This window comes from Streptomyces sp. NBC_01216, from assembly GCF_035994945.1.
Classification (GTDB): Bacteria; Actinomycetota; Actinomycetes; order Streptomycetales; family Streptomycetaceae; genus Streptomyces.
Window position 1 is genome coordinate 5,980,296 of record NZ_CP108677.1, and the last position, 21,258, is coordinate 6,001,553.

Consider the following 21,258-nt stretch of genomic DNA (forward strand, 5'->3'; position numbering starts at 1 on the left):
CGACCGGGCGGTAGCGGCGAGTGTTCGCCCACCCGCTGAAAACAGTGCCGGATGAGGAGACTGTCCAGGATGAACCGCAAGACCTTGGTGCTGCCGGCCGTGGCCGGACTGCTCGCGCCGCTGCTCGTCGCGTGCGGCGGTTCGGACGAGAACAGAGCCATCGTCGTCGGCACCACCGACCGGTTCCTCGCCGACAGCGAGACCCCGGCGCCCCTCGACCCGGCCTTCGCCTACGACACCGGCGCCTGGAACATCCTGCGCCAGACCGTGCAGACGCTGATGCACGCGCCTCGCGGCGGCGGCGAGCCCGTGCCCGAGGCCGCCGAGAGCTGCGGATTCAGCGACAAGGCCAGCGAGAGCTACCGCTGCAAACTGCGCGAGGGCCTCACCTTCTCGGACGGCACACCGCTCACCGCCGATGACGTGAAGTTCTCCGTCGAGCGCGTCCTGAACATCAAGTCCGACAACGGCACCGCGGCCCTCCTCGCCGGCATCGACACCATCGAGACGAAGAACGACCGCGAGATCGTCTTCCACCTCAAGACGCCTGACGCGACCTTCCCGTACAAGCTCTCCACCCCGGTCGCCGGCATCCTGAGCAAGGGCAAGTACAGCGCCACCGAGCTACGCGAGGGCTTCGAGGTCGACGGCTCCGGCCCGTACACGATGAAGGTCGAGCGCGAAGGCGACCGCGTCGCCAAGGCTGTCTTCACCCGGAACCCGAAGTACCAGGGTGACATCACCCTGCGCAACGACAAGGTCGAGCTCCGCTCCTACGCCGACGCGGACACCATGGGCCGGGCGCTCCGGAACCGCGAGATCGACGTCATGACCCGCTCGATGTCGCTGGACCAGATCAAGGACCTCACCGAGAAGCCCCAGGCGGGCATCGAACTCACCGAGGTCCCGGGCCTGGAGATCCGCTACCTCGCCTTCAACACCGAGGCGCCCTCCGTCAAGGACAAGGCCGTCCGGCAGGCCATGGCCTCCGTCGTCGACCGCGGCGCGCTCGTGAACGCGGTGTACGGCACCACCGCGCAGCCGCTCTACTCACTGATCCCCTCCAGCATCACCGGGCACTCCACCGACTTCTTCGACATCTACGGAGAGCCCAGCGCCGCCAAGGCCCGCGGCATCCTGAAGGACGCCGGCATCAAGACCCCGGTGAAGCTGACGCTGCACTACACCACCGATCACTACGGTTCCGGCACACAGAAGGAATTCGAGACGCTGCGCGAGCAGCTCAACTCCACGGGCCTCTTCGACGCGGCCATCGAGGGCGCCGAGTGGTCCACCTTCCGCCCGGCGCAGAAGCGCGGTGACTACGCGGTCTACGGCCTCGGCTGGTTCCCCGACTTCCCGGACCCGGACAACTACGTGGCGCCGTTCCTCGACGCGGACAACTTCCTCAACACGCCTTACGTCAACAAGGCGGTCCGGGAGCAGCTGATCCCGGAGTCGCGCCGCTCGGCCGACCGCACCGCCGTCAGCCCGGTCTTCGGCGAGATCCAGGAGACCGTGGCCAAGGACGTGCCGCTCCTTCCGCTGTGGCAGGGCAAGCAGTACGTCGCCGCCCGCGACGACGTGACCGGCGTCGAATGGGCGCTGAACACCTCCTCCGACCTGCTCCTGTGGGAGCTCGGCCGGGGCAGCGTCTGACCGCTCCACCAGCTCGGTGACCCCGGCCGCGCGGCGCGGCCGGCCTGGCAAGAGATCAAGAGGCAAGTTCTGTGAAGCACAACAAGTGGCTGACGGCCCCGCTCGCGGCAGGTCTGTCCGCCGCCCTGCTCAGCGGCTGCGGCACCGAGCAGGGCGGGGGCTCCGCCGGCTCGGGAGGCAGCGTGCGCGTCGGGATGTCGGACGAGATCCTGGCGACCGACCCCGCCGCCGGCTACGACCCCGGCTCCTGGCTGTTGTTCAACAACGTCTTCCAGTCCCTGCTGAGCTTCCCCAAGGGCTCCACCCTTCCCGAGCCCGAGGCGGCCGAGAAGTGCGGCTTCGAGACGGGCAGCAAGGTCTACCGCTGCACCCTGCGCGACGGCCTGAAGTTCTCCAACGGCAACGACCTGACCTCGGAGGACGTCAAGTTCTCCTTCGAGCGCGCGCTGAAGATCAACGACCCGTCCGGGCCGGTGCCGCTGCTGTCCACGATCGACTCCATCGAGACCCCGGACGACAGGACCGTCGTCTTCCACCTCAAGGTCCCCGACGCCACGTTCCCGAGCAAGATCGCCTCCGGCGCCGGCTCCATCGTCGACCACCGCGAGTACGCCCCCGACGCCCTGCGCACCGACGGCAAGGCGGTCGGCTCCGGCCCGTACACGCTGGAGTCCATCAGCGACTCCGAGGCCCTTTTCTCCGTCAACGCCGCCTACCAGGGCAACGCGCGGCCGAGCAACGGCGGCATCACGCTCAAGCTCTACAACGGCGACCGCGAGGCCCTGGCGAAGGCCCTCGCCGACAACGACGTGGACGTGGCCTACCGTGGCCTCGCCGCGGACGACATCGCCGCCCTGGAGACCTCCGAGAACACGGACGACCGGGGCGTCGAGATCGTCCAGGGCACCAGCGCCGAGGTCCAGCACCTCGTCTTCAACGTGGAGGACCCGGTCGTCGGCAAGCTCGCCGTCCGCCAGGCGATCGCCCACCTCGTCGACCGCGAGGCCCTCGTCGAGGACATCCTCAAGTCCACGGCGACCCCGCTGTACTCGATCGTCCCGGCCGGCATCGCCGGACACAACACCGCCTTCTTCGACACCTACGGCCGCCCGGACGCGGCCAAGGCCAAGAAGACGCTCCGCAAGGCCGGCATCACCGACAAGGTCAAGCTCACCCTCTGGTCCACCCCGAGCCGCTACGGCCCCTCCACCGACCTGGAATTCGGGGCGATAGCCGAACAGCTCAACAGCAGCGGACTGTTCGACGCGGACGTCCAGTCCGTCGCCTTCGAGCAGTACGAGAAGGACATCACGGCCGGCAAGTACGGCGTGTACGTCAAGGGCTGGGTGCCCGACTACCCGGACGCCGACAACTTCACCGCCCCGTTCTTCGGCGAGGACAACGTCCTCGGCAACCACTACGAGAACGCCACCATCACCGGCACTCTCCTCCCGCGGACCTCGGCCGCCGCCGACCGCGCGGCCACCGACGCGGACTTCGGCCGCCTGCAGGACCTGGTGGCCGACGAGCTGCCGATCCTCCCGCTCTGGCAGGGCAAGCAGTACGCGGTCGCCCGTGACAACGTCACCGGCCTCGAATGGACCCTGGACGCCTCCACGGTCTTCCGCTTCTGGGAGATCAAGAAGGCCTGATCTCCCTCTAGGCGGCCTGACCTGCACTTTCGCGGGTCGCGCCGCTTAGCTGTCCGCACCCGGTCCGCAGGCCGCCGAGCACGGCGTCCATGACGGCCCGGGTGCGGTCTTCTTCCCCGGGCCACAGGTGCGCGTAGATCCGCAGCGTGATGACGGCGGACGCGTGCCCGAGGACCAGCTGAACCTGCTTGACGCTTGCGCCGCCGGCGATGAGCGCGGAGGCGTAGAAGTGCCGCAGGTCGTGGGTCACCATGTGCGGCAGCTCGATGGGCTTGCGGCCCTCGCGCTTGGCCGCCTCACTCTCCTCCGCCTGGAGCGCCCTGCGGGCGCAGTTCCACTCGGTCTTCCACCGCCGGTAGTTGAGCGGCTCCCCCTCCTCCATCGTGAACAGCCACTCCTTGGAGGGGCGTGCGGCGAGATGCGCGAGGAGCGCGTCGGTGACGACCTCCCCGACCGGGACCGTACGCCGGGACTTCGCGGTCTTCGGCGGGCCGATCTTCCCGGACTGAAGCCGCTGCCGGTCGACCCGGATGGTGCCAGCCTTGAAGTCGACGTCCGACACCTTCAGGCCGAGCAGTTCACCGATGCGCAGCCCTGATCCGGCGAGGGTGACGATCGCCGCGCGGATGTACGGCGGCATCACGCGGGCCATGGCCTCGACCTGGGCGACCGTGGGCGGGGTGACCTCTTCGTCCGGCATGGCCGGGAGGGTGATCCGGCGGCATGGGCTGGAGGCGATGACCTTGTCGTCCACGGCCGCCGCCATGACGCGCACGAGGACGTCGTAGACGTTCCGCACGCTGCCGGGGCCGAGCTGGTCGGACAGGTGCTTGAAGAGCACTTGTATGTCGTTGCGGCGTATCGCCGCCATGGAGCGGGCGCCCAGTGCCGGTACGAGGTGGAGCCGTAGCGCGTTGTCGGTGATGCGCTCGCCCGCCTCGCTGGCGATGAGCGAGCCCTCCCACTTCTCGGCGTACTTCTCGAACGTGATCCGACCGGCGCGCGGGTCGACGTACTGACCGGTGACCATGCTCGCCGTGACCTCGTCGAGCCACCGCTGGGCGTCGAGCTTCCGCTCGAAGTGGCGGGCGTGCTCCTTGCCGTCGAGATCGCGGTAGCGGGCACGCCATTTGCCGTTGGGGCGCTTCTGGATGTTGGCCAAGTGGCCTCTCCTTCGTGTCGGTTGTCAGTAGTGGCCGCCGTCCTCGATGTCGTTGCTGAGGGTGCGAGCGTCGCGCTCGTCGCCCATGAGGCGGAGGCACTGCTCGTGGATCGCCCGCGAGCTGTCGGGATGAGCCTTGATGTGGTCGGCGATGGCGACCACGGCGCGGTGGAGGCGGTCGCGCGCGTCGCGGGCCTCATAGAACGCTTCGACGGCTTCTTGGACGAGCCGCCGACTGTCGATGTCGAGCCCCTCCAGGGGCGGTGACATCAGCTCTTCGAGAGGAAGCTCGAAGACGCGGCTGAAGGCGAGGGCCTCATCGAGATTAATGCGCCGACGCGGTGTGCCGTTCTCGATGCGCCAGACCGCCGTCTGGTTCATCTTCACGCCGGCTCTGGTCACCCGATCCGCCAGCTCGGTCGTGCTCCACCCTCTGACCTCACGCTCCAGGGCCACGCGCGCGGCCACGTTCCCCTCGCTGTAGAGCAGCGGCACCTCGCCGCCTTCGGGTCTGTCGCCTGCCATCGAACCTCCATCATCACCGTCGCTATCCCAATTGAAACATGAGCTTCCCGATTTGGTTAACCGCCGATCCCGAGGTACAACTCTATGCAGATCGAATCGCCACCTAGCCGAATGGGAATGCATGCGATACCTGACCACTGCCGAGGTCGCCGAGCGCTACCGCACAGCCGAGAGCACCGTCCGCTACTGGCGCCAGATCAAGAAGGGGCCGCGCGGCATCAAGGTCGGCAAGCGGGTGCTCTACCCCGAGGCCGAGCTGCTGCGCTACGAGCGCATCCTGATCGACGGCCGAGACGAGTGGGGCCTGGCCTCGTGAGCCGCCGACAGACCCGGACACAGCAACGGCCCCCGGCGCGCCAACGCCGAGGGCCGGAGATTCCCCTGCACGTCGCCCATCCCTGAACGAACGAACCGGTGAGAGGCGGGACCTTGCCCGTCCCGTCCCTCACCTGAGAGGAACGCCAATGGAGGACTCTACGTCCCCCGCCACCTCGAACACGTCCCCCAAGGTCGTCTGGCCCACCCCTGCGGTCCCCGGCCAGGGCATCCCGTGGCACCGTCCGGACCGACCCGCGACCGAAACCCGGACCGGAGTTCCGGACAACCCGGACCAGGAACCCGGACCGGCGGAGAACACGCAGCTCAGCGCCCAACTGGACCGGACCGGGAACCCGGACCATGGACCCGGTCCGGAAGCCGAGGACCGGACGGAGAGTTCCGGTCAGTCGGCTGGCGAACCCGGACCGCCGGTCCGGGTTGACCACGGTGCTGCGGAGACGGTCCCCGAACCCGGACCGGGGACTCGGGACCGCGAACGTGCCAGCCTCACAGCGGACGGGGACCAGGACGGGACCGTCGTATTGGACGACCTGCGCGCCGCGATCGGCCGGTACGTCGTCCTGCCGAGCGAGGAGGCCCTGACCGCGGTCACCTTGTGGGTGGCGGCCTCCCCCATCCAGCCCGCTCTCCAGCATGCGCCGCGTCTGGCGGTGGTGGGGCCGACCAAGGGGTGCGGCAAGTCCCGTGTCCTGGACGTGCTCCACGAGACCGTGTCCCGGCCGATGATGACCGTGAACACCTCACCGGCGGTGGTTTTCCGGATCATCGGCGAGGACCCTCCGACGCTGCTGGTGGACGAGGCCGACACCATTTTCGGCCCGAAGGCCGGCGACAAGGAGGACCTGCGTGGCCTGCTGAACGCCGGACACCAGCGCAACCGCCCCGCCTGGCGGATCTCCGGCCCGGAGCACAAGCCGACCGCGTTCCCGACCTTCGCCATGGCCGCGCTGGCAGGCATCGGCGACCTGCCGGACACGATCATGGACCGTGCCGTCGTGCTCCGCATGCAGAAGCGCAAGCCCGGCGAGAAGGTCGCTCCCTTCCGCTCCCGGCACTCCGTCCCGGAACTGAACGCGTTGCGGGACCGCCTGGCCGCGTGGCTGACCCCGCTGCGCGGGGCAGCGCACCGGCTGGTGCCACCGATGCCGGTCGAAGACCGGGCCGCGGACACCTGGGAGCCCCTGGTCATCGTCGCCGACCTGGCCGGCGGACACTGGCCCACGCAGGCCCGTGCGGCCTGCCTGGCGATGACCCGCACCGAGCTGGTCCAGGACGAACAGACGACGCTGAAGACCCGGCTGCTCCGGGACATCCGCCGCGCCTTCGAGCAACACGGCGATACGGAGGCGCTGCGCAGCCACGACCTGCTCGCCGCGCTCATCCAGGACGCCGAGGCGCCGTGGGCCGAGTACGGGACGAAGGGCCTGAACGCCTACCACCTGGCCAATCTGCTGCGCGACTTCGGCATCAGCCCGGCCAACCACCGTTTCGAGAACGGCAGGCAGGCCAAGGCGTACGCCCGCAACCAGTTCCTCGACGCCTGGGCCCGCTACTGCCCCGACCCTGCCCAACCAGCACCCGCAGCCAGCGAGGCCGTGCTCGCACGTCGAGCCCAGGGCAAGCCACCGGCCCCTCCGTCGGGGACGCTGCCCATCGGCCCGCCCGGCGGGCCTGCTGGCCCCAGGCCCACTCGCTGACACCAGCTCCGTATCCATCCGTCGCATCCGTCCCCGCGCAGGTCAGCGCGGGGACGGAGTTCCTCGCCGATACGGATCACTCCGTACCTGCGACCGCCTCCGTACCTGTCCTGACCAGCTACGGGACGGATGCAACGGACGTGACGAAGCCCCACCCCACACGACCACCGGAGCACCACCATGCCCGAAACGAGCACCGACAACTCCCCCACCCGCCGCCGCAAGGGATTCTTCGGCCTGACCCGCCGATCAGCAGCAAGCTGGAGCGAACGAGCCTCTAACGAGGCTTCGTCCGCGCTTGCCCCCGCCCCAGGGGTGGCGGAGGAGGCCGAGCGCCAGGGGGCGCCCGAGCCGGAAGAGGGTGCAGCCGAGAGCAGTTGCCCTCCCGCACCCGACTCCGCCGCCCCGAGCACTCAGCCGCCGGCCGATATCCCGCCACCCGCCGAGCAGCCCTCCTGGCGAGAGCTCGATGCCCCCGTCCTGCCCGCTCTGATGAACCGCAAGCGCACCGTGGAGAAGCGCGATCAGGAGAAGACCATCCGCTTCACACGAACAGCTGTGACCGTGATCAGCGCCGCCGCTCACCAGCGCGGCCAGAAGTTCGCCGGATTCGTCGGGGACGCCGCCCTCGCCGTGGCCCTCGGCAAGGCAGGGCTGGTCGGCAGCCCGGAGGACGATCCCGTCCGCCCGCTGATCGAGGCCATCGAGGCACACACGGTCGCGCTGAACCGCATCGGCGGCAACCTCAACCAGATCACCGCAGCCATCCACCGAGGAACAGTGCCCGAGCGTGCCGAGGCGGTGCTGGACCGCGTCGAGCAAGCAGCCGACTCCAGCTACCGACTGATAGACCAGCTCCTGGCGGAAGGCACCGCGCATGGTTCCTGACGTCTCCACCGGCTCCGACACCCGCGGACTGATCGTCTACCTCTTCGGCCCAGGCCGCCGCGACGAACACACCGACCCGCACATCGTCGCCGCCTGGGACATGGCCGGCGCCCCCGACCCCGGCCGCGACCCGACAGCCACCTACACCCAGCTCGCCAAGCGCCTCGACCACCACGTCGACCTGCGCACCCGCGAACTGGGCGGCAAGAAACCACCCCAGCACGTCTGGCACTGCCCGGTCCGCACCGCGCCCGGCGACCGCTACCTCACCGACGCCGAGTGGGCCGAGGTCGCCCGCCGCATCGTTCACGCCGCTGGCATTGCCCCCGAAGGCGACGAGAAGGCATGTCGGTGGATCGCGGTGCGCCACGCCGACGACCACATCCACATCATGGCCACCACCGTCCGCGCCGACGGACGCCGCCCCCGCACCCACCGTGACGGACAGCAGGCCCAGGCGGAGTGCCGCAAGATCGAGGCGGAGTTCGGTCTGCGCCGCCTGAAGTCCGGCGACCTCACCGCGCCCCGCACCCCCACCGGCGCCGAACGCGCCTAGGCCGAACGCCAAGGCCAGACGGTCACAGCACGGCAGTGGCTCCGTGAGCAGGCGTACGCGGTCGCCGCCGCCGTACAAACCGAAGCCGACTACTTCACCGTGCTGCAGTCCCTCGGCATCAAGGTCAAAACGCGCCTCGGCCCCGAGACAGGCGACGTCATCGGCTACAGCCTCGCCGCCCCCGGCGACACCAACGCGGCCGGCGAACCCGTCTGGTACGGCGGCTCGAAACTCGCCCCCGACCTCTCCATCAACCGCCTACGCGAACGCCTCCCCGACCAGGGTCTGGCCGACCGCCCCCGGTATGTGGCGGACCTCGCCGATCCATGGCGCCACACCACCACCGCCATACACGCGGCACGCACCGTCCTCGACTCCGGTGACGATGCAGCCGCCCAGGGCCACCTGGCCGCCTTCGGCGACGCCCTGTACAACATCGCCAACGCCGCGACCGGCCCACACCGGGCGGAGTTGCGGGCGGCAGCAGTGGCGTTCAACCGCGCCCGCCGCTCCGCCACCCGCGCCGATCACCAGGCCGCCACCGCCCTGCGCAAGGCCGCCAAGGAACTCGCCTACGCCTCCAACGAGCCGGGCGGACTCGCCATCGCCCTGCTCTTCGCTACCGTGCACCTGGCCCGCGCCGCCGCCAAGTGGCACGAACAGCGCGGCCACGAACAGCAGGCCGCCACGGCCGAAGAAGCCCTCCGCCACCTCCAGGCGGGCTACCAGCAGGCCGCCACCCCCGTCCTGGCGGACCTGGCCCGCCGCGCACCACGAGCCGCAACCGCCCGTCGCTTCGAGCAGGACGTTCGCGTGGCCCTCCCCGACCACGCCGACCGGATCCTCGCCGACCCCGCTTGGGCCGCCCTGACCACAACCCTCGCCCACGCCGAGACCGCCGGCCACAACCCCCGACGCCTCCTGGCCGAGCTGGGCGCCCAGCGAGAGCTCGACAGCGCCGAGCGCCCTGCGGAGGTCCTCAACTGGCGCATCACGGCTCAGCCGAACCGGCGCACGCAAGCAGCTCGCAGGCGAAGCACCACCAGCGGCACCTCGGTTATGTCCGCCACGCCACACCCTCCGGCCACACCAGTGGCCATGAGGCCCGAAGAGCGCAGTCGGCACCGCTGACCCCGCCCCGATGCCCCGCCACGCCTCGTGGCGGGGCGTCGGGTCCGGCTCAACGGCAGAGCTTCATGATGGTGTCGTCGAAGTCGGGAAACTCCTGTGTGGCCTGCGCGATGATCGCCGTTGCCGACGCGCGGCGGTCCGGGGCGAATTGCTCCGCGATGGCCGCCAGGTCGCGATTGGCCTGGGGAGCCCAATCCGGCTCGGGCTCGTATGAGGTGGCTGCTTCCCACGGGCCGAAGCCGTCAGCTAGCAGCCACAAGAAGGCACCCAGGTCGCGAGCGACAACGCCTGTCTCCCCCTCGGAGCCCAGGAAGACAACGGGCTGCTCTACCAGTTCCCGACCTTCACGGACCAGCCATAGCGCTGCGTACCCGCCGGTGCCGTCCTGGCCAAAAACGCGGAAGTCGTCGCCGTTCAGCTCGCCGTTGCCGGTCCACGCGCGGAACCACTCAGTGGTCTCATCGGCGGTCAGGAAGGACTCGTAAGGTTCGAAGTCGACACCATCCTCGCCAATGCACTCGAGCCTGACTGCCATGGCAGCGGCGAGCGCGGCGGGGAACTGGCGATCTCCGTTCACGGTCATGCGAACAGAGTAGCGATCGGCTTGGGCTGCCAAGCTGCTGATAGTGCTGGCGGATCTCCAGCCGAGGCACGCGTGGGGCATGCTGTCACGGTGAGTGAATCCTCAAACGAGTGGCAGGCTTGGTTGAACAGTCTGGACGCGCGTGGAAGGGCGGCAGCGGAGTCGCTGCGCGCCCGATTCGAAGCACTCGGCGCAGCCGATGCTGGCGACTGGGCCAAGTCGGAGATCTGTGAGGACCTTCCACACCTCGCGCGGTTCATGCTGCTGCGAAGTCTGTGGCGCGGTCCGATCGGCGGTTGGGCCGATCCGGATGCCATCGATCAGCTTCCTGTTGCCCAGCGGCTCCTTGCTGCTGGGGCGAACAAGGAGGATCTCGTTCGCCTGGCGCGAGCGGTCGCCTATGAGGCAGTGATCGCAACACTCGACGAGCTCGACACCGGGAGTGATGTGAACGTATCGGGCATCGATGTCGGCTGGCTCGTCATGGAGTCAGCCGAAGACGGCGCCCCGACTGGTCGAGCCCTCTCGGGCCTGCACGAAGATCTCTTGGCCATGGACCCGAGTGGGCGCGATGGAGCGGACTTGTGGCAGTAGCCCTGGTGCAGGGCCCGCAGCGCACCCTGATGCCCTCGCTGCTCGTGGCAGCGAGGGCATCAGTCGTCAGGCGGCGCGGGCTGTGCGTAACTGCGCGACCCACCTCGTGACCTCGGTCAGGTGCTCGGGCTGTAGACCGAGGTGCGGGGCGGGCTGAATGAGGAGGGTTGCCGTTCCCTTCGCAGTGCGTTCCACCGCCCATTCATGGTCGAGGCTGGTGAAGTCGTCGTCTATCCAGACGGCGGGGGCGTCGCCCAGCCATGCGTCGACGTGGTCGCGTTTCCACAGGTAGCCGTTGGGGTGGCTGGTGGTGATCTGCGGACGCGGGAGATCGACGTACGGCAGGGTCGGAAGGTCGAGGAGCGGGCCGATAAGGGCGGTGGCGTCCTGGCGCCAGCTGGTGCACCAGGCCGGGGTGACCAGGCCGGTGCGGATCACGTCCATGAGCAGGTGGCCGTGGTCGGGGTTGAGCCAGACGGTGACCGGGTTGTCGGCGCTCCGGCCGGTGGGGACGACGTCGTGACGGGCGTGGGTGGCCGGGGTCGAGCCGTCCGCGTTGGGGAAGGGTATGAGGACGCCGTCGATGTCGAGGAGCAGGTAGGGCGGGCGCATCGGTTCCTCCAAGGGAAGCCGGGCGAATGGCTGATCAGAGTTTGCGGGCGCGGATCAGCAGGGTGGTGGGCCAGTGGCCCATGCGGAGGTCGTGGAACTCCTGGGCTGAGGTGAGCCAGAAGCCCGCCTGACTGAGGTGCTTCTCCCACCGGTCCGTGGAGAACTCCCAGCGGGCGATGGGTAGGCGGGTGTGGTCGGGAAGGGTGACGAAGTCCCGGCGCGGACGGTCGTCGCCGGAGGGGCTACGGCCGCCGCGCTGCGGGTGCGGGACGGAGAAGACGAGCACCCGGCCGGGCGTGAGGCGTTGGGCGATGGCCGGGAGCAGGAGCTCGGGGGCGACGAGACCGATGGCTCCGAAGACGGAGTAGATTGCGTCGAACTGCTCGTCGGAGGCGTGCAGGTAGTGCAGGGCGTGGCCGGCGACGAAGGTGAGGCTGTTCAGCCGTCCGTAGTGGGAGCGGGCGCGGCGGACCTGGAGGCCGACCAGGTCGACGCCGGTGACGTGGGCGCCGTGGCGGGTGGCGAGGTGGGCGGCGTTGTGGCCGGGGCCGCAGCCGAGTTCCAGGAGTCGCTTGCCGCGCAGGTCGGGGCCGAGGATCTCGGCGCCGGGACCTTGGCCAGGTCGGGTAGTCCATTCCATCCGGGCGGGTACAGCAAGCGGTTCGGCGAGTCCGGCGGCCGTGCGCTGGGCGGCGTGGGCGTGCCAGGGGGATGCCTGGGCGAGCACGTCAGATCTCCAGGAGGTGGAGGACGTCGGTGAGGTGGCGGCGGACGGCCTTGATGTAGGCGGGGTCGGTGGCCGGGTCGTTGATCCAGCGGATGGACTGCTCCATGAACCACTCGACGGCCCACATGCGGTGCCAGCCCAGGGCCCAGTGTTCGGCGGTGAGCCCGCCGCGTCGGGCGAGGGCGTCGGGGGTGCCGCCGGCGGTGACGTACTGCTCCAGGAAGACGCGCAGGCGCACGGGGTGCGGGGGCTCGATGGTGCCGTGCCAGCTGGCGAGGTCGAGCAGGCCGGGGCCCGTGAAGGCGCGGGCGAAGTCGAGCAGCCTCCAGCCGCGCTCGCCGATGTGGAGGCTGGTGGGGTGGAACTCGGAGTGCACCCAGCCGAACGGCTCCAGCGTCGCTCCGGCCGAGCGGGCCTCGGCGGCCTGGGCGATCCGGTCGAGCGCGTCCTCGACGTCGTCGGCCCCCTGCCATCGGTCGGCCTTGCGCAGCCGTTCGAGGTGCTCCAGCGCCCGGGCCGGGAGCGTCCGCAGCCGCTCCTGGTCGAGGACGGGCAAGGGCGGAGCCGTACGGGTTCCGTGCAGGATTACGGCCGCGGCGACGCCGTCGAGGTCGTTGGCCTCGCGGACGGACGGTCCGAGGTCCTCCATGAGCATGCCGAGCCAGCCGTCCAGGACGGCGGAGGCGTGGACCTGGGGGACGGGTACGCCGAGGGTGTGGGCCAGGCGGAGGGCCTGGTCCTCGCTGTCGAAGGGCTTCTTGGCGTACTTGAAGATGGCCGTGGAGCCGTCGGGGAAGGTCACGCGCTCGACGCCGGACATGGACCACACGCGCACCTCCTCCCGTACGGCGGTGGTCTGGCCGGTCGCGGTGAGCAGGTTGTCGAGGAGTTCGGCGCTGGGGTTCGTGGTCACGTGGGGCTCCGGGGAGGGGTGGTGGCGTCCGGGGCGGGCGAGGGATGCCGGCCCGCCCCGGAGCCTGATCGGGTGGGTTAAGCGGCGGAGTTCACGCGGTGGGCGTAGACCTGCTCGATCCAGCCCGCCTTGAACGCGGCGAGGTCGTCGCGGAAGTTCGCCATCGAGGCACCGTAGGGCGCGACCACGCCGCCGGACTGGTCCGGCACGGACTGGCAGCCGTGCACGAGCCGGCCGCCGAGCGCGGCGTGCGCCTTGATGGACTCGATGCGGCGGTGCTCGTTGAACCAGCCGCCGTGGTAGACCTCGTCGAGCATCTCGCCCATCTCGTCGTCCAGGTCGAAGACGACGGAGGTGGCGGCGGGGAAGAACCAGCACGGGCCGACGTTGGAGATGTGCCCGTCCAGCTCGACCTTGTTGAGCGCCATGAGCGTGGCCGCCTCGCGCAGCATCCGCAAATGGTCAGCGGTGATCTGCGGCAGACCGAGGCCGGCCAGGTGCTCGTCGCGGAAGAGGTACGCGTACACCTCGTACGCGGTGGCCAGGACGCGGGCCGCGTCGGACGTGGACTCGCTGTGCTGCTTGATGAAGTCGAGCGCGAGCTGCTCGACCGCGCTCTCGGTCGTCTCGTCCGCGTCCAGGAGCTGGGACTTGACCAGCTCCCAGTCGGCGACGAGCCAGGTGTTCGACTCGAAGCGGAAGAAGTACTCGGCCGGGTCGATGGTGATGCGCCGGCCGTCGACCTGGATGCCGGGCAGGCGGCTCCAGCGCGGGTCGAACGCCTCGGGCAGCTCGACCGTGATGGCCGTGGTGTCGATGGTGGTCACCGTGTCTCCGTCTCTGATTGGCCGGTCTCGGGCACAGGAATGCCCGAGCCTGGTGTGGGCGTACGGAACTTCGGGGTGCCACCCGGACCCAAGGGGGAGTCTGGATCACGGTCGCGCCGTTCCGGGCGGCTGCTGATAAGTGAACCGGTGGTCACGCTCGGTGGGTACGGTGGAAGGCAGTTGAAGCGGTATACGCGGTTTACAGGTCCGGAGTGGAGGCGATCGTGGCGGCGCAGAGAGACCCCAATTCCCGTCTGCGCGACGTCATCGCGGCGGTCGACTGCACCTACGAGGCCCTCGCCAGAGACGTGCGGCGCATCGCGGCCGAGAACGGCGAGATCCTCCAGACCAACAAGTCGGCCATCTCGCACTGGGTGAACGGCACCCGCGCCCCGTCGGGCCGGGTAGGTCAGTACCTGGCCGAGGCGCTGTCCCGCCGAGCGGGACGCATGGTCTCCCAGACCGAGATCGGCCTCCAGGCCAGCGATGACGAAGCGCCGGCGGAATCCGACCCTGTCCTCGCCGCCACCGACCTGGGCCGCGCCGACGTCGAGCGCCGCCGCTTCCTCGCCATCGCGGCCTTCACCACCGCCGGCGTCGCCATGCCGCTCGGATACGACCACGAAGCCACTGCCCGCATGCTCCGCGCCCGCACCGGCACGTCCCTGGTCGGCGCGGAGGACGTGGACGTCGTACGGCAGATCACCGCGGCCTTCAGCGCCGCCGACGAGCGCCTCGGCGGCGGGCACGGCCTGACCACCGTCACCGCGTACCTCGCCGACACCGCCGCCCCCATGCTGCGCGGACGCTTCCCCAGCGAAGCCTTACGCCGGGCCGCCTTCGGCGCCGTCGCCGAACTCGCCTACCTCGCAGGATGGAAGCACCACGACCTCGGCCAAGAAGGCGCCGCCCAGCGCTACTACCAGGTCGGCTACAAGCTCGCCTGCGAAGCCGACCCCCACGGCCACGCCGCCTGGATGATGCGCGCCCTCGCCCACCAGGCCCTCAGCCTCAAGCGGCCCCACCACTGCGTCGACCTCGTCGAAGGCGCCCTCCGCACAGGTCTCGGCCACGTCGACGGCCAGACCGAAGCGCTCCTCCATATCACGCACGCCCGCGCCTACGCCGCGGTCAACGAGAACCCCTTGGCCGCGCGCGCCCTACTCGCCGCCGAGGACGCCCTCCTACGAGACGACGGCCCCCAGCCCAGCTACTCCCGCGTGAGCGGCCCCGCCGCCGGCACCGTGGCCAGCCACACCGCCCGCACCCTGACAGACCTCGCCGACCACATCGGCACGGAGCAGCAGCACCGGGACGCCCTCACACGCTGGGACCCCCAGAAGTACAAGCGCGTCCACGCCCTCACCCACGCCGACCTCGGCGACAGCCTCGCCGCCCAGGCCCGCGCCGACGAAGCCGTCGCCGCCTGGACCCAGGCCCTCGTGCTCATGGAGGGCATGACCTCCGACCGGACGCGCAAGGCGATCACCTCGATCCGTTCCACTCTGGCGATCTACCAGAGGCGCAAGGTACCCGGTGCCGCCGATCTCGCCCGCCGTGCTCGTGAGGCCCTCGCCTAACATGCCCAACAACCCGCCCGACGAAGGGAACACCGTGACCCAGCAGACCGACGACCAGCCCAAGGCCCTGAAGCCGGCGCTCGAATCCATGACCCTGCTGGTCGCCGCCGTCATCGTCCACGACAAGGCGACCAACCGCGTCGTCCTCCTCCAGCGCAGCGAGAACGCCAAGTTCGCCCAGGGCCTGTGGGACCTCCCCGTCGGCAAGAGCGAACCGGGCGAACCCATCACGGAGACGGCAGTCCGCGAGCTCTACGAGGAGACGGGCCTCACGGTGAAGCCCGAGTCCCTCAAGGTCGCCCACGTCATCCACGGCGCCTGGGGCGTCGAGGCCCCCAACGGCTTCCTCACCATCGTCTTCGCCGCCCACGACTGGTCCGGCAAACCAGAGAACCGCGAACCGCGCAAGCACGCCCAAGTCCGCTGGGTTGACGCCGACACCATCCCCGAAAACTTCGTGGACACCACCGCCAGCGCGCTCCGCCGCTATCTCTCCGACGGTCCCGAAGTATCCCTCGACGGCTGGCGCTAGACCTACCGGAGCCAATCTCCCGGTCTCGGTCCTCACGTCCGGCTCGCCGCAACAGCGGTTCTGAACGGCCAAAACCAACTCCGCACCTCTCAGAGCAGAGCGCGTTCAGTTCGAGTCCTCTGCTGTCCGCACGCCGGCTAGTGTTTCCAGTCTCTCAACAATGCTGCGCCATTCATCGATAATCACGGCTGGGGCATCCACCATGCTCGACCTGCCATGCAGAATGTCCGATGCCCGACCATAAACATGCCTAACTAGACGCACCAAGCCGACCGCTTCCAGTACATTTTCTGGAGGGACTAGGGCGATCACCATAGAGAGCCGCCCCGTCACGTTATTAATGTACAGAAGTGGATTCTCTGGCCGGCATACCCGATGGTATGCCTCGATAGTTGCCAACTCGATGCGAAGCCTCAACTCAAAAACTTCAATGCGCCGCCGAGATGCACCGTCAAGCTTCATGAGAAGACCCAGCCAGTGATCAATGCGCACCCTTCTCGCGCCTTATCGATTTCCAAGTTCAGATCCGCTTTCGCGCCATCCGATCCGTGGACTGCCTTGTTCCAACCACGCAGGTACGGTCCACAAATCCCGTTGAATTCATCGATCGGGTTTTTGCCAGCATGGGTCGCATTAATCAACCCTTCTGCGAAAGCCACCCTTTTCAAGGTGTTATCGAGCAGATCGATCGATTCGAGGTTGCGCGCCACATCCTGCCCCCGCGCCAACGAGTAGCGGACAACGCAGGAATGCAGGGCATGGTCAACCGCCTGCCTACACAGCCCTCTCACAACCTGACCTTCAGTCAAATAGGCAGTGGGAGACGACCGTGGCGCCCAAGTGACGATGTTTCGGGCATCATCCAGCAATACTCTCCACATCTCGTCCGTCGACTCGATGTCGATTTCGCCTTTCTCGACATCACGGCTCACTCTCCAAGCTTGTCCGTTTACCGCCCGAGCAAGGAGATGCTGCTTCAAGCGCTCATCATGAGTAAAAACTATCACTCGTCGCTCGGAACTGAGATCGACCAAAACCGACGCCAGACGGTCAACTCGAATCTCATCAAAAGCATGAACAGGGTCATCCAGAATCAAGAAAGAGAACGGCCCAGACTCGGCAGTAGAGAGCAACGGAGCAAGGAGAAAAGCGTTTCTCTGCCCAGCGCTCAGCATTGACAGCTGCAATTCTTGACCACTCGAATTGCTTACGCTTACATCAGCCCGGGTTGTCGTCAGGTGAATTCCGTTCAAGTAGATCCCAACATCCTCCAGCAGCTGCCTGACTCGCTTATCCGCCCTCTCCTTGAAGCGTTCAGTCCGCTCTTTGCGCAGCTTGTCGGCCAGAGTCGTAGAGCACTTCTTAGTCTCTTGCCACAGAGCGCTTTCCTTAGCTGTTTCCTGCTCCGTCCGCCACACATGCAGGAAGTTTTCAAGAGCCCCCCTGCGCTCACGAAGCCACTTACGTGTCACCTCGCTTGCTTCGACCGCCACGCCACTCGCCTCACCCCAGCCAGCGGTATTAGTGGAGTTCCTCAAGGCCAGGAATGCGTCCCGTACCTCCAATGCAGGCCGACTCCCGTGGTAACTCATTGCAGTGCGAAGGCGCTCTGCAACTGCCGCTGCACTCGCCGATGCAGTCCTGTGAGCGCCGCTTGACGAATGGATCAACTCAAGAACTTCTGCGACGTGACTCACAACAGCAGAAGCATCCCTGAGTTCACTCAATGCATCACGCATCTCTTCGTGGATTGGCGCCAGTTCAGCGTGCCGCTCCACATTCTCATGCAGAGTCTGCACCCAATTATCAACTGCCGAATTACAAACGGGGCATGCTGAGCCCGGTGCAACCTCAACAGCATCTTTGTAAAGCGCGTCCAAATGCTGAGAGATTCTCGGACTCGTCAGCTCAGGGACGCCCTCCAGCTTCTGGAATGCAGCATCCACGGACGACAGTGACAACCTCAGGCGTTCCACGTCTACACTGGTGACTTCTACCGTCGGCAAACCACCGTCTACGAGCTTGTGACTAATCAGCCAGCCCTCGATGCTGTCGGTAATTTCCGGCCAGGAGACATCTTCTATATCGACCGCCGGCTCCTTGAGACGAAATAGACGGTCAACTTCGGCGACTCGAACCTTTCCATCCCTGAGGGCGACATCGATCTTCTTCTTACTAGTAGAGGCAGCCTCACTCAGCTCGGAAACCAGCGCCTCCAGATGCGTGAAAGCCCCGCCCAGCGCGAGAAGATTGGCAATGTAACGCTGCAAATCATTGCTCTGCTGGACTCGCCTTTCCACCTCTGCGTAGGAAAAGACGGGCGGATGCCCTTCCAGTGCGTGACGCCATGTGCTTCCCATGTCAACACGGCGCACTTCCGCAGAGGAGGTCTTCCATTCGCCGTAGGCGTCGCTAACTTCACCGCCGTCGGTGAGTACGCACTTCAAGGTCAGCTCTTCACCCGTTCGTACGAGTGTGACCTCCGCCCACGATTTCGAACTGTCACGGGCCCGATTAATCTTTTCCCAGAGCGGATCGAACTTGCTTCGCCCCGTAGGCGCGGCTACCTCAGTCCACCATCCTGTCTTGCCTGACATCGCGGTACGAATCCCATCAGCAATGGTCGACTTGCCGGATCCGTTCGGGCCGTGATAAATGCTGATTCCAGGAGAAGGATCGATCGTCATGGAGAGCTCAGACGTAGTCCCCTGGAACCCACAGAGACGCAACCCCTTGATACTCCAGGCTTCGCCCTGAGTAGGATCGAGTGCGCCTGAGTTTTCACCCTGAAGTTGGTTAAGCAACGCCCGAAGGTTTTCCCATCCCGCCTTCGTCTTTGTAGCGCCGGCCTGCATCCTCGCGGCAGCTTCAGAAAGGTCGGCATAGGTGAGCAGAGAAAGCTTGTGCCCCGCACCACTGCGCTTCCTGCTCTCCGGAACTGCCGCATCAGGGGTTTGGTTGTTCATGACGGTCATGCCGACTCCACTGCATGGTGCTCGTGCCGCATGTAGGGACGTAATGCTAGCTGTGTGCCGGGGCAGAAGTATGGGGTTTTTGGAGCCCCTCAGCATCCACGACGCATTTATGCCTTTAGCTGGCTACGTTCCTATTTCTTACGTTATGACCAATATGATGCTGGTCGTTCCACTCGCCGGGTTCACATCAGACAGCGGAGGATCGCCTTGAGGGTGCGGGCGCCTGGCTCAGGATGCATCGACGTCGCTGCTATTTCGTGAGCGCTCGGAGTCCGCACACAGTCCGCAGGACACCCGATCAGGACCGTCGCACCCCATCGCCAGTCAACAGCAAAAGGCCAGGTCAGCGACCTACAGGAGAGATCCCCGCAGGTCACCGACCCGGCCCGTTACTAGGTCCTGTCTGAAGTTCGGATCATGAGGGCGGTGTGATGCTGCGGAGCCAGAGCATCGCACCGCACAGGTGCAGTCCGGCTTCGTAGCTGGTTGGGGTCTTGTCGTAGCGGGTGGCGATGCCCCGCCAGTTTCGGAGACGGTTGATGCACCGCTCGACGGTGTTTCTCTTCTTGTAGAGCGCGGAGTCGTGGCTGACGGGGCGGCCTCCCTTGCGGCCTTTCTTCTTCCGGTTGGCGGCCTGGTCCTTCTTCTCCGGGATGACGGCCTTGATGTTGCGTTTGCGCAGGTGAGCACGGTTGCTGCGGGACGAGTACGCCTTGTCGCCGGCTATGGCGTCCGGCCGGGTCCTCGGGCGCCCGACCGGCCCGCGGACCTTCACCTTCTCCAGCACCGGGACGAACTGCGGACTGTCACCGCACTGCCCGGGCGTGAGCACGAACGCCAGCGGACGGCAGCGCCGGTCAGCCGCCAGATGAATCTTGCTGGTCAGCCCACCCCTCGAACGCCCCAGGTCAGCGGCGGTCAAGCGGATCCGGTACCGTCGGCGAACCCGGCGTCGCTCCTCGCGGGCGGGGTCCTCTTCCTGCCGGTCTTGCGGCTGTTGTCCTTCCGCCGGGCCCCCTTTTCGGCCTCGACAGCCGCCTCCAGGGCTGCCAGCTGCTCCGGATCCAGGATCATCCCGGCGGCATGGTGGTGTGCCCGTGCTGTCGCCGAGTCCACGCTGACCAGCCCCAGGTCGACCTGGTCGCGGGCGGCAGCTTCCGCGATCACCATCTCCATCAGATTCTGGAAGATGCCCTGCTTCGCCCAGACCTGGAAGCGGTCGTAGGAACTCTGCCAGGGGCCGAACTCCTCCGGCAGGTCGCGCCACGGGCTGCCGGTCCGAAAGCGCCACATCGCCGCGTTGAAGTATTTCCGCAGGTCGGGGATAGGCCCGACCGCGGCGATCGGGAGATGGGGCTCAATCAGGGACCACTGCTCGTCGGTGAGATCGCCTCGCGCCATGGCCACTTGACTACCAAGGACACCCCGTCGCGCGCAGGCGATCCCACACATTCGTGATCTGGACTTCAGACAGGACCTAGGAGACCAAGAAGAACTGACCCGCCGCCCCGGCCGCCGCGCGCCCCGTCCGGAGAGCGCGGCGCCACGACGGTGGCACGCGAGAAGGGTTCGGCACGCGACGAGCGCGCCGGACCCTCCGCCGTACGTCCTCCGGGGCGGCGCCGCTACTGCGCGCCCGGCCGCACCAGGCCGCTCTCGTACGCGTACACCGCCGCCTGCACCCGGTCGCGCAGGCCCAGCTTCGTCAGCACGTGGCCCACGTGCGTCTTCACCGTCGTCTCGCTGACGAACAGATCCGCCGCGATCTCCGCGTTCGACAGCCCCCGCGCGACCAGCTTCAGCACCTCGACCTCACGCTCGGTCAGCGTGTTCAGCGTCTGCGGCACCTGTTCCTCACCCGAGGGCAGATGCGCCGAGTACTTGTCGAGCAGCCGCCGGGTGATCGACGGAGCCAGCATCGCCTCGCCCGCCGCCACCACCCGGATCGCCTGCACCAGCTCGGCGGCCGGAGCGTCCTTCAGCAGGAACCCGCTGGCCCCGGCCCGCAGAGCCTCCACGACGTACTCGTCCAGATCGAAGGTCGTCAGCACCAGCACCTTCGCCGGACCGTCGCGTCCCGGACCGGTGATCTGCCGGGTCGCCTCCACGCCGTCCATCCTCGGCATCCGGATGTCCATCAGCACCACGTCGGGCTGCAGCGCCCGCACCTGCTCCAGCGCCTGCAGGCCGTCCCCGGCCTCACCGACGACCGCGATGTCCTGCTCCGCCTCCAGAATCATCCGGAAACCGGTGCGCAGCAGCGGCTGGTCGTCGACCAGAAGGACGCGGATGGCCACAGGAACTCC

At 67.6% G+C, this 21,258-nt stretch carries 17 protein-coding genes and 2 pseudogenes; 9 read left to right on the forward strand and 10 right to left on the reverse strand.

Annotation, left to right across the window (positions count from 1 at the left end; translation table 11 throughout):
- Positions 1-69 precede the first annotated feature (69 nt).
- Positions 70-1,659: an ABC transporter substrate-binding protein gene (locus tag OG393_RS26850; RefSeq protein ID WP_327377271.1), complete on the forward strand. Its 1,590-nt coding sequence runs from the start codon at positions 70-72 to the stop codon at positions 1,657-1,659.
- 71 nt (positions 1,660-1,730) lie between these two features.
- On the forward strand, positions 1,731-3,311 hold the full coding sequence (locus OG393_RS26855; protein ID WP_327377272.1) for an ABC transporter substrate-binding protein: 1,581 nt from the start codon (positions 1,731-1,733) through the stop codon (positions 3,309-3,311).
- A 7-nt stretch (positions 3,312-3,318) separates the two neighbouring features.
- On the opposite strand, the gene OG393_RS26860 is transcribed toward OG393_RS26855, so the two are convergent.
- Together OG393_RS26860 and OG393_RS26865 are read right to left on the reverse strand one after the other, a co-directional pair.
- Positions 3,319-4,473, reverse strand: coding sequence for a tyrosine-type recombinase/integrase (locus OG393_RS26860; RefSeq protein ID WP_327377273.1), 1,155 nt, complete (start codon positions 4,471-4,473; stop codon positions 3,319-3,321).
- A 24-nt stretch (positions 4,474-4,497) separates the two neighbouring features.
- A complete protein-coding gene (locus tag OG393_RS26865; protein WP_030207231.1) occupies positions 4,498-4,998 on the reverse strand; it encodes a helix-turn-helix transcriptional regulator in 501 nt (166 codons plus the stop codon).
- Positions 4,999-5,119: 121 nt separating this feature from the next.
- Here OG393_RS26865 and OG393_RS26870 point away from each other — a divergent pair, with 121 nt between their 5' ends.
- The 4 genes and pseudogenes from OG393_RS26870 to OG393_RS26885 all read left to right on the forward strand — a co-directional run bounded on the left by OG393_RS26870 (position 5,120) and on the right by OG393_RS26885 (position 9,609).
- Positions 5,120-5,314, forward strand: a complete 195-nt coding sequence (locus OG393_RS26870) for a helix-turn-helix transcriptional regulator (protein ID WP_327377274.1) — start codon at positions 5,120-5,122, stop codon at positions 5,312-5,314.
- Between the two features lie 553 nt (positions 5,315-5,867).
- Positions 5,868-7,034, forward strand: a complete 1,167-nt coding sequence (locus OG393_RS26875; RefSeq protein ID WP_442817436.1) for a DUF3631 domain-containing protein — start codon at positions 5,868-5,870, stop codon at positions 7,032-7,034.
- Between the two features lie 315 nt (positions 7,035-7,349).
- Complete coding sequence (locus OG393_RS26880; RefSeq protein WP_327378562.1) at positions 7,350-7,922, forward strand: hypothetical protein; 573 nt, start codon at positions 7,350-7,352, stop codon at positions 7,920-7,922.
- Positions 7,912-9,609: pseudogene (locus tag OG393_RS26885) on the forward strand (relaxase/mobilization nuclease domain-containing protein). Before OG393_RS26880 ends, OG393_RS26885 begins: the two are co-directional and overlap by 11 nt.
- 49 nt (positions 9,610-9,658) lie before the next feature.
- Here OG393_RS26885 and OG393_RS26890 read toward each other — a convergent pair.
- Complete coding sequence (locus tag OG393_RS26890) at positions 9,659-10,192, reverse strand: SMI1/KNR4 family protein (RefSeq protein ID WP_199570992.1); 534 nt, start codon at positions 10,190-10,192, stop codon at positions 9,659-9,661.
- Between the two features lie 90 nt (positions 10,193-10,282).
- Between OG393_RS26890 and OG393_RS26895 the strand changes: the two genes are divergently transcribed.
- A complete protein-coding gene (locus OG393_RS26895) occupies positions 10,283-10,786 on the forward strand; it encodes a hypothetical protein (RefSeq protein WP_234392680.1) in 504 nt (167 codons plus the stop codon).
- Between the two features lie 66 nt (positions 10,787-10,852).
- Here the strand turns inward: OG393_RS26895 and OG393_RS26900 are convergent, their stop codons facing one another.
- The 4 genes from OG393_RS26900 to OG393_RS26915 all read right to left on the reverse strand — a co-directional run bounded on the left by OG393_RS26900 (position 10,853) and on the right by OG393_RS26915 (position 13,865).
- Positions 10,853-11,398: an HAD domain-containing protein gene (locus OG393_RS26900; protein WP_327377276.1), complete on the reverse strand. Its 546-nt coding sequence runs from the start codon at positions 11,396-11,398 to the stop codon at positions 10,853-10,855.
- Between the two features lie 34 nt (positions 11,399-11,432).
- Positions 11,433-12,125 carry a class I SAM-dependent methyltransferase gene (locus tag OG393_RS26905; protein WP_327377277.1) on the reverse strand — a complete coding sequence of 231 codons (693 nt, stop codon included), beginning with the start codon at positions 12,123-12,125 and terminating at the stop codon, positions 11,433-11,435.
- 1 nt (position 12,126) lies between these two features.
- Positions 12,127-13,038 (reverse strand): phosphotransferase family protein, encoded by a 912-nt coding sequence (locus OG393_RS26910; RefSeq protein WP_327377278.1) that lies wholly within the window; start codon positions 13,036-13,038, stop codon positions 12,127-12,129.
- Between the two features lie 77 nt (positions 13,039-13,115).
- The gene (locus OG393_RS26915) at positions 13,116-13,865 is read right to left on the reverse strand and encodes a hypothetical protein (RefSeq protein ID WP_327377279.1); all 750 of its coding nucleotides are present in this window, start codon (positions 13,863-13,865) and stop codon (positions 13,116-13,118) included.
- Between the two features lie 224 nt (positions 13,866-14,089).
- On the opposite strand from OG393_RS26915, the gene OG393_RS26920 reads away from it, so the two are divergent.
- Together OG393_RS26920 and OG393_RS26925 are read left to right on the forward strand one after the other, a co-directional pair.
- Positions 14,090-15,445, forward strand: coding sequence for a hypothetical protein (locus tag OG393_RS26920; RefSeq protein WP_015036116.1), 1,356 nt, complete (start codon positions 14,090-14,092; stop codon positions 15,443-15,445).
- A gap of 1 nt (position 15,446) precedes the next feature.
- The gene (locus tag OG393_RS26925; protein ID WP_327377280.1) at positions 15,447-15,977 is read left to right on the forward strand and encodes an NUDIX domain-containing protein; all 531 of its coding nucleotides are present in this window, start codon (positions 15,447-15,449) and stop codon (positions 15,975-15,977) included.
- Between the two features lie 458 nt (positions 15,978-16,435).
- Here OG393_RS26925 and OG393_RS26930 read toward each other — a convergent pair whose 3' ends face one another.
- The 3 genes and pseudogenes from OG393_RS26930 to OG393_RS26940 all read right to left on the reverse strand — a co-directional run bounded on the left by OG393_RS26930 (position 16,436) and on the right by OG393_RS26940 (position 21,249).
- Positions 16,436-18,952, reverse strand: coding sequence for an ATP-binding protein (locus OG393_RS26930; protein WP_327377281.1), 2,517 nt, complete (start codon positions 18,950-18,952; stop codon positions 16,436-16,438).
- Positions 18,953-19,367: 415 nt separating this feature from the next.
- Positions 19,368-20,353, reverse strand: a pseudogene (locus OG393_RS26935) (IS5 family transposase).
- Between the two features lie 224 nt (positions 20,354-20,577).
- Positions 20,578-21,249 (reverse strand): response regulator transcription factor, encoded by a 672-nt coding sequence (locus OG393_RS26940; RefSeq protein ID WP_327377282.1) that lies wholly within the window; start codon positions 21,247-21,249, stop codon positions 20,578-20,580.
- Positions 21,250-21,258 lie beyond the last annotated feature (9 nt).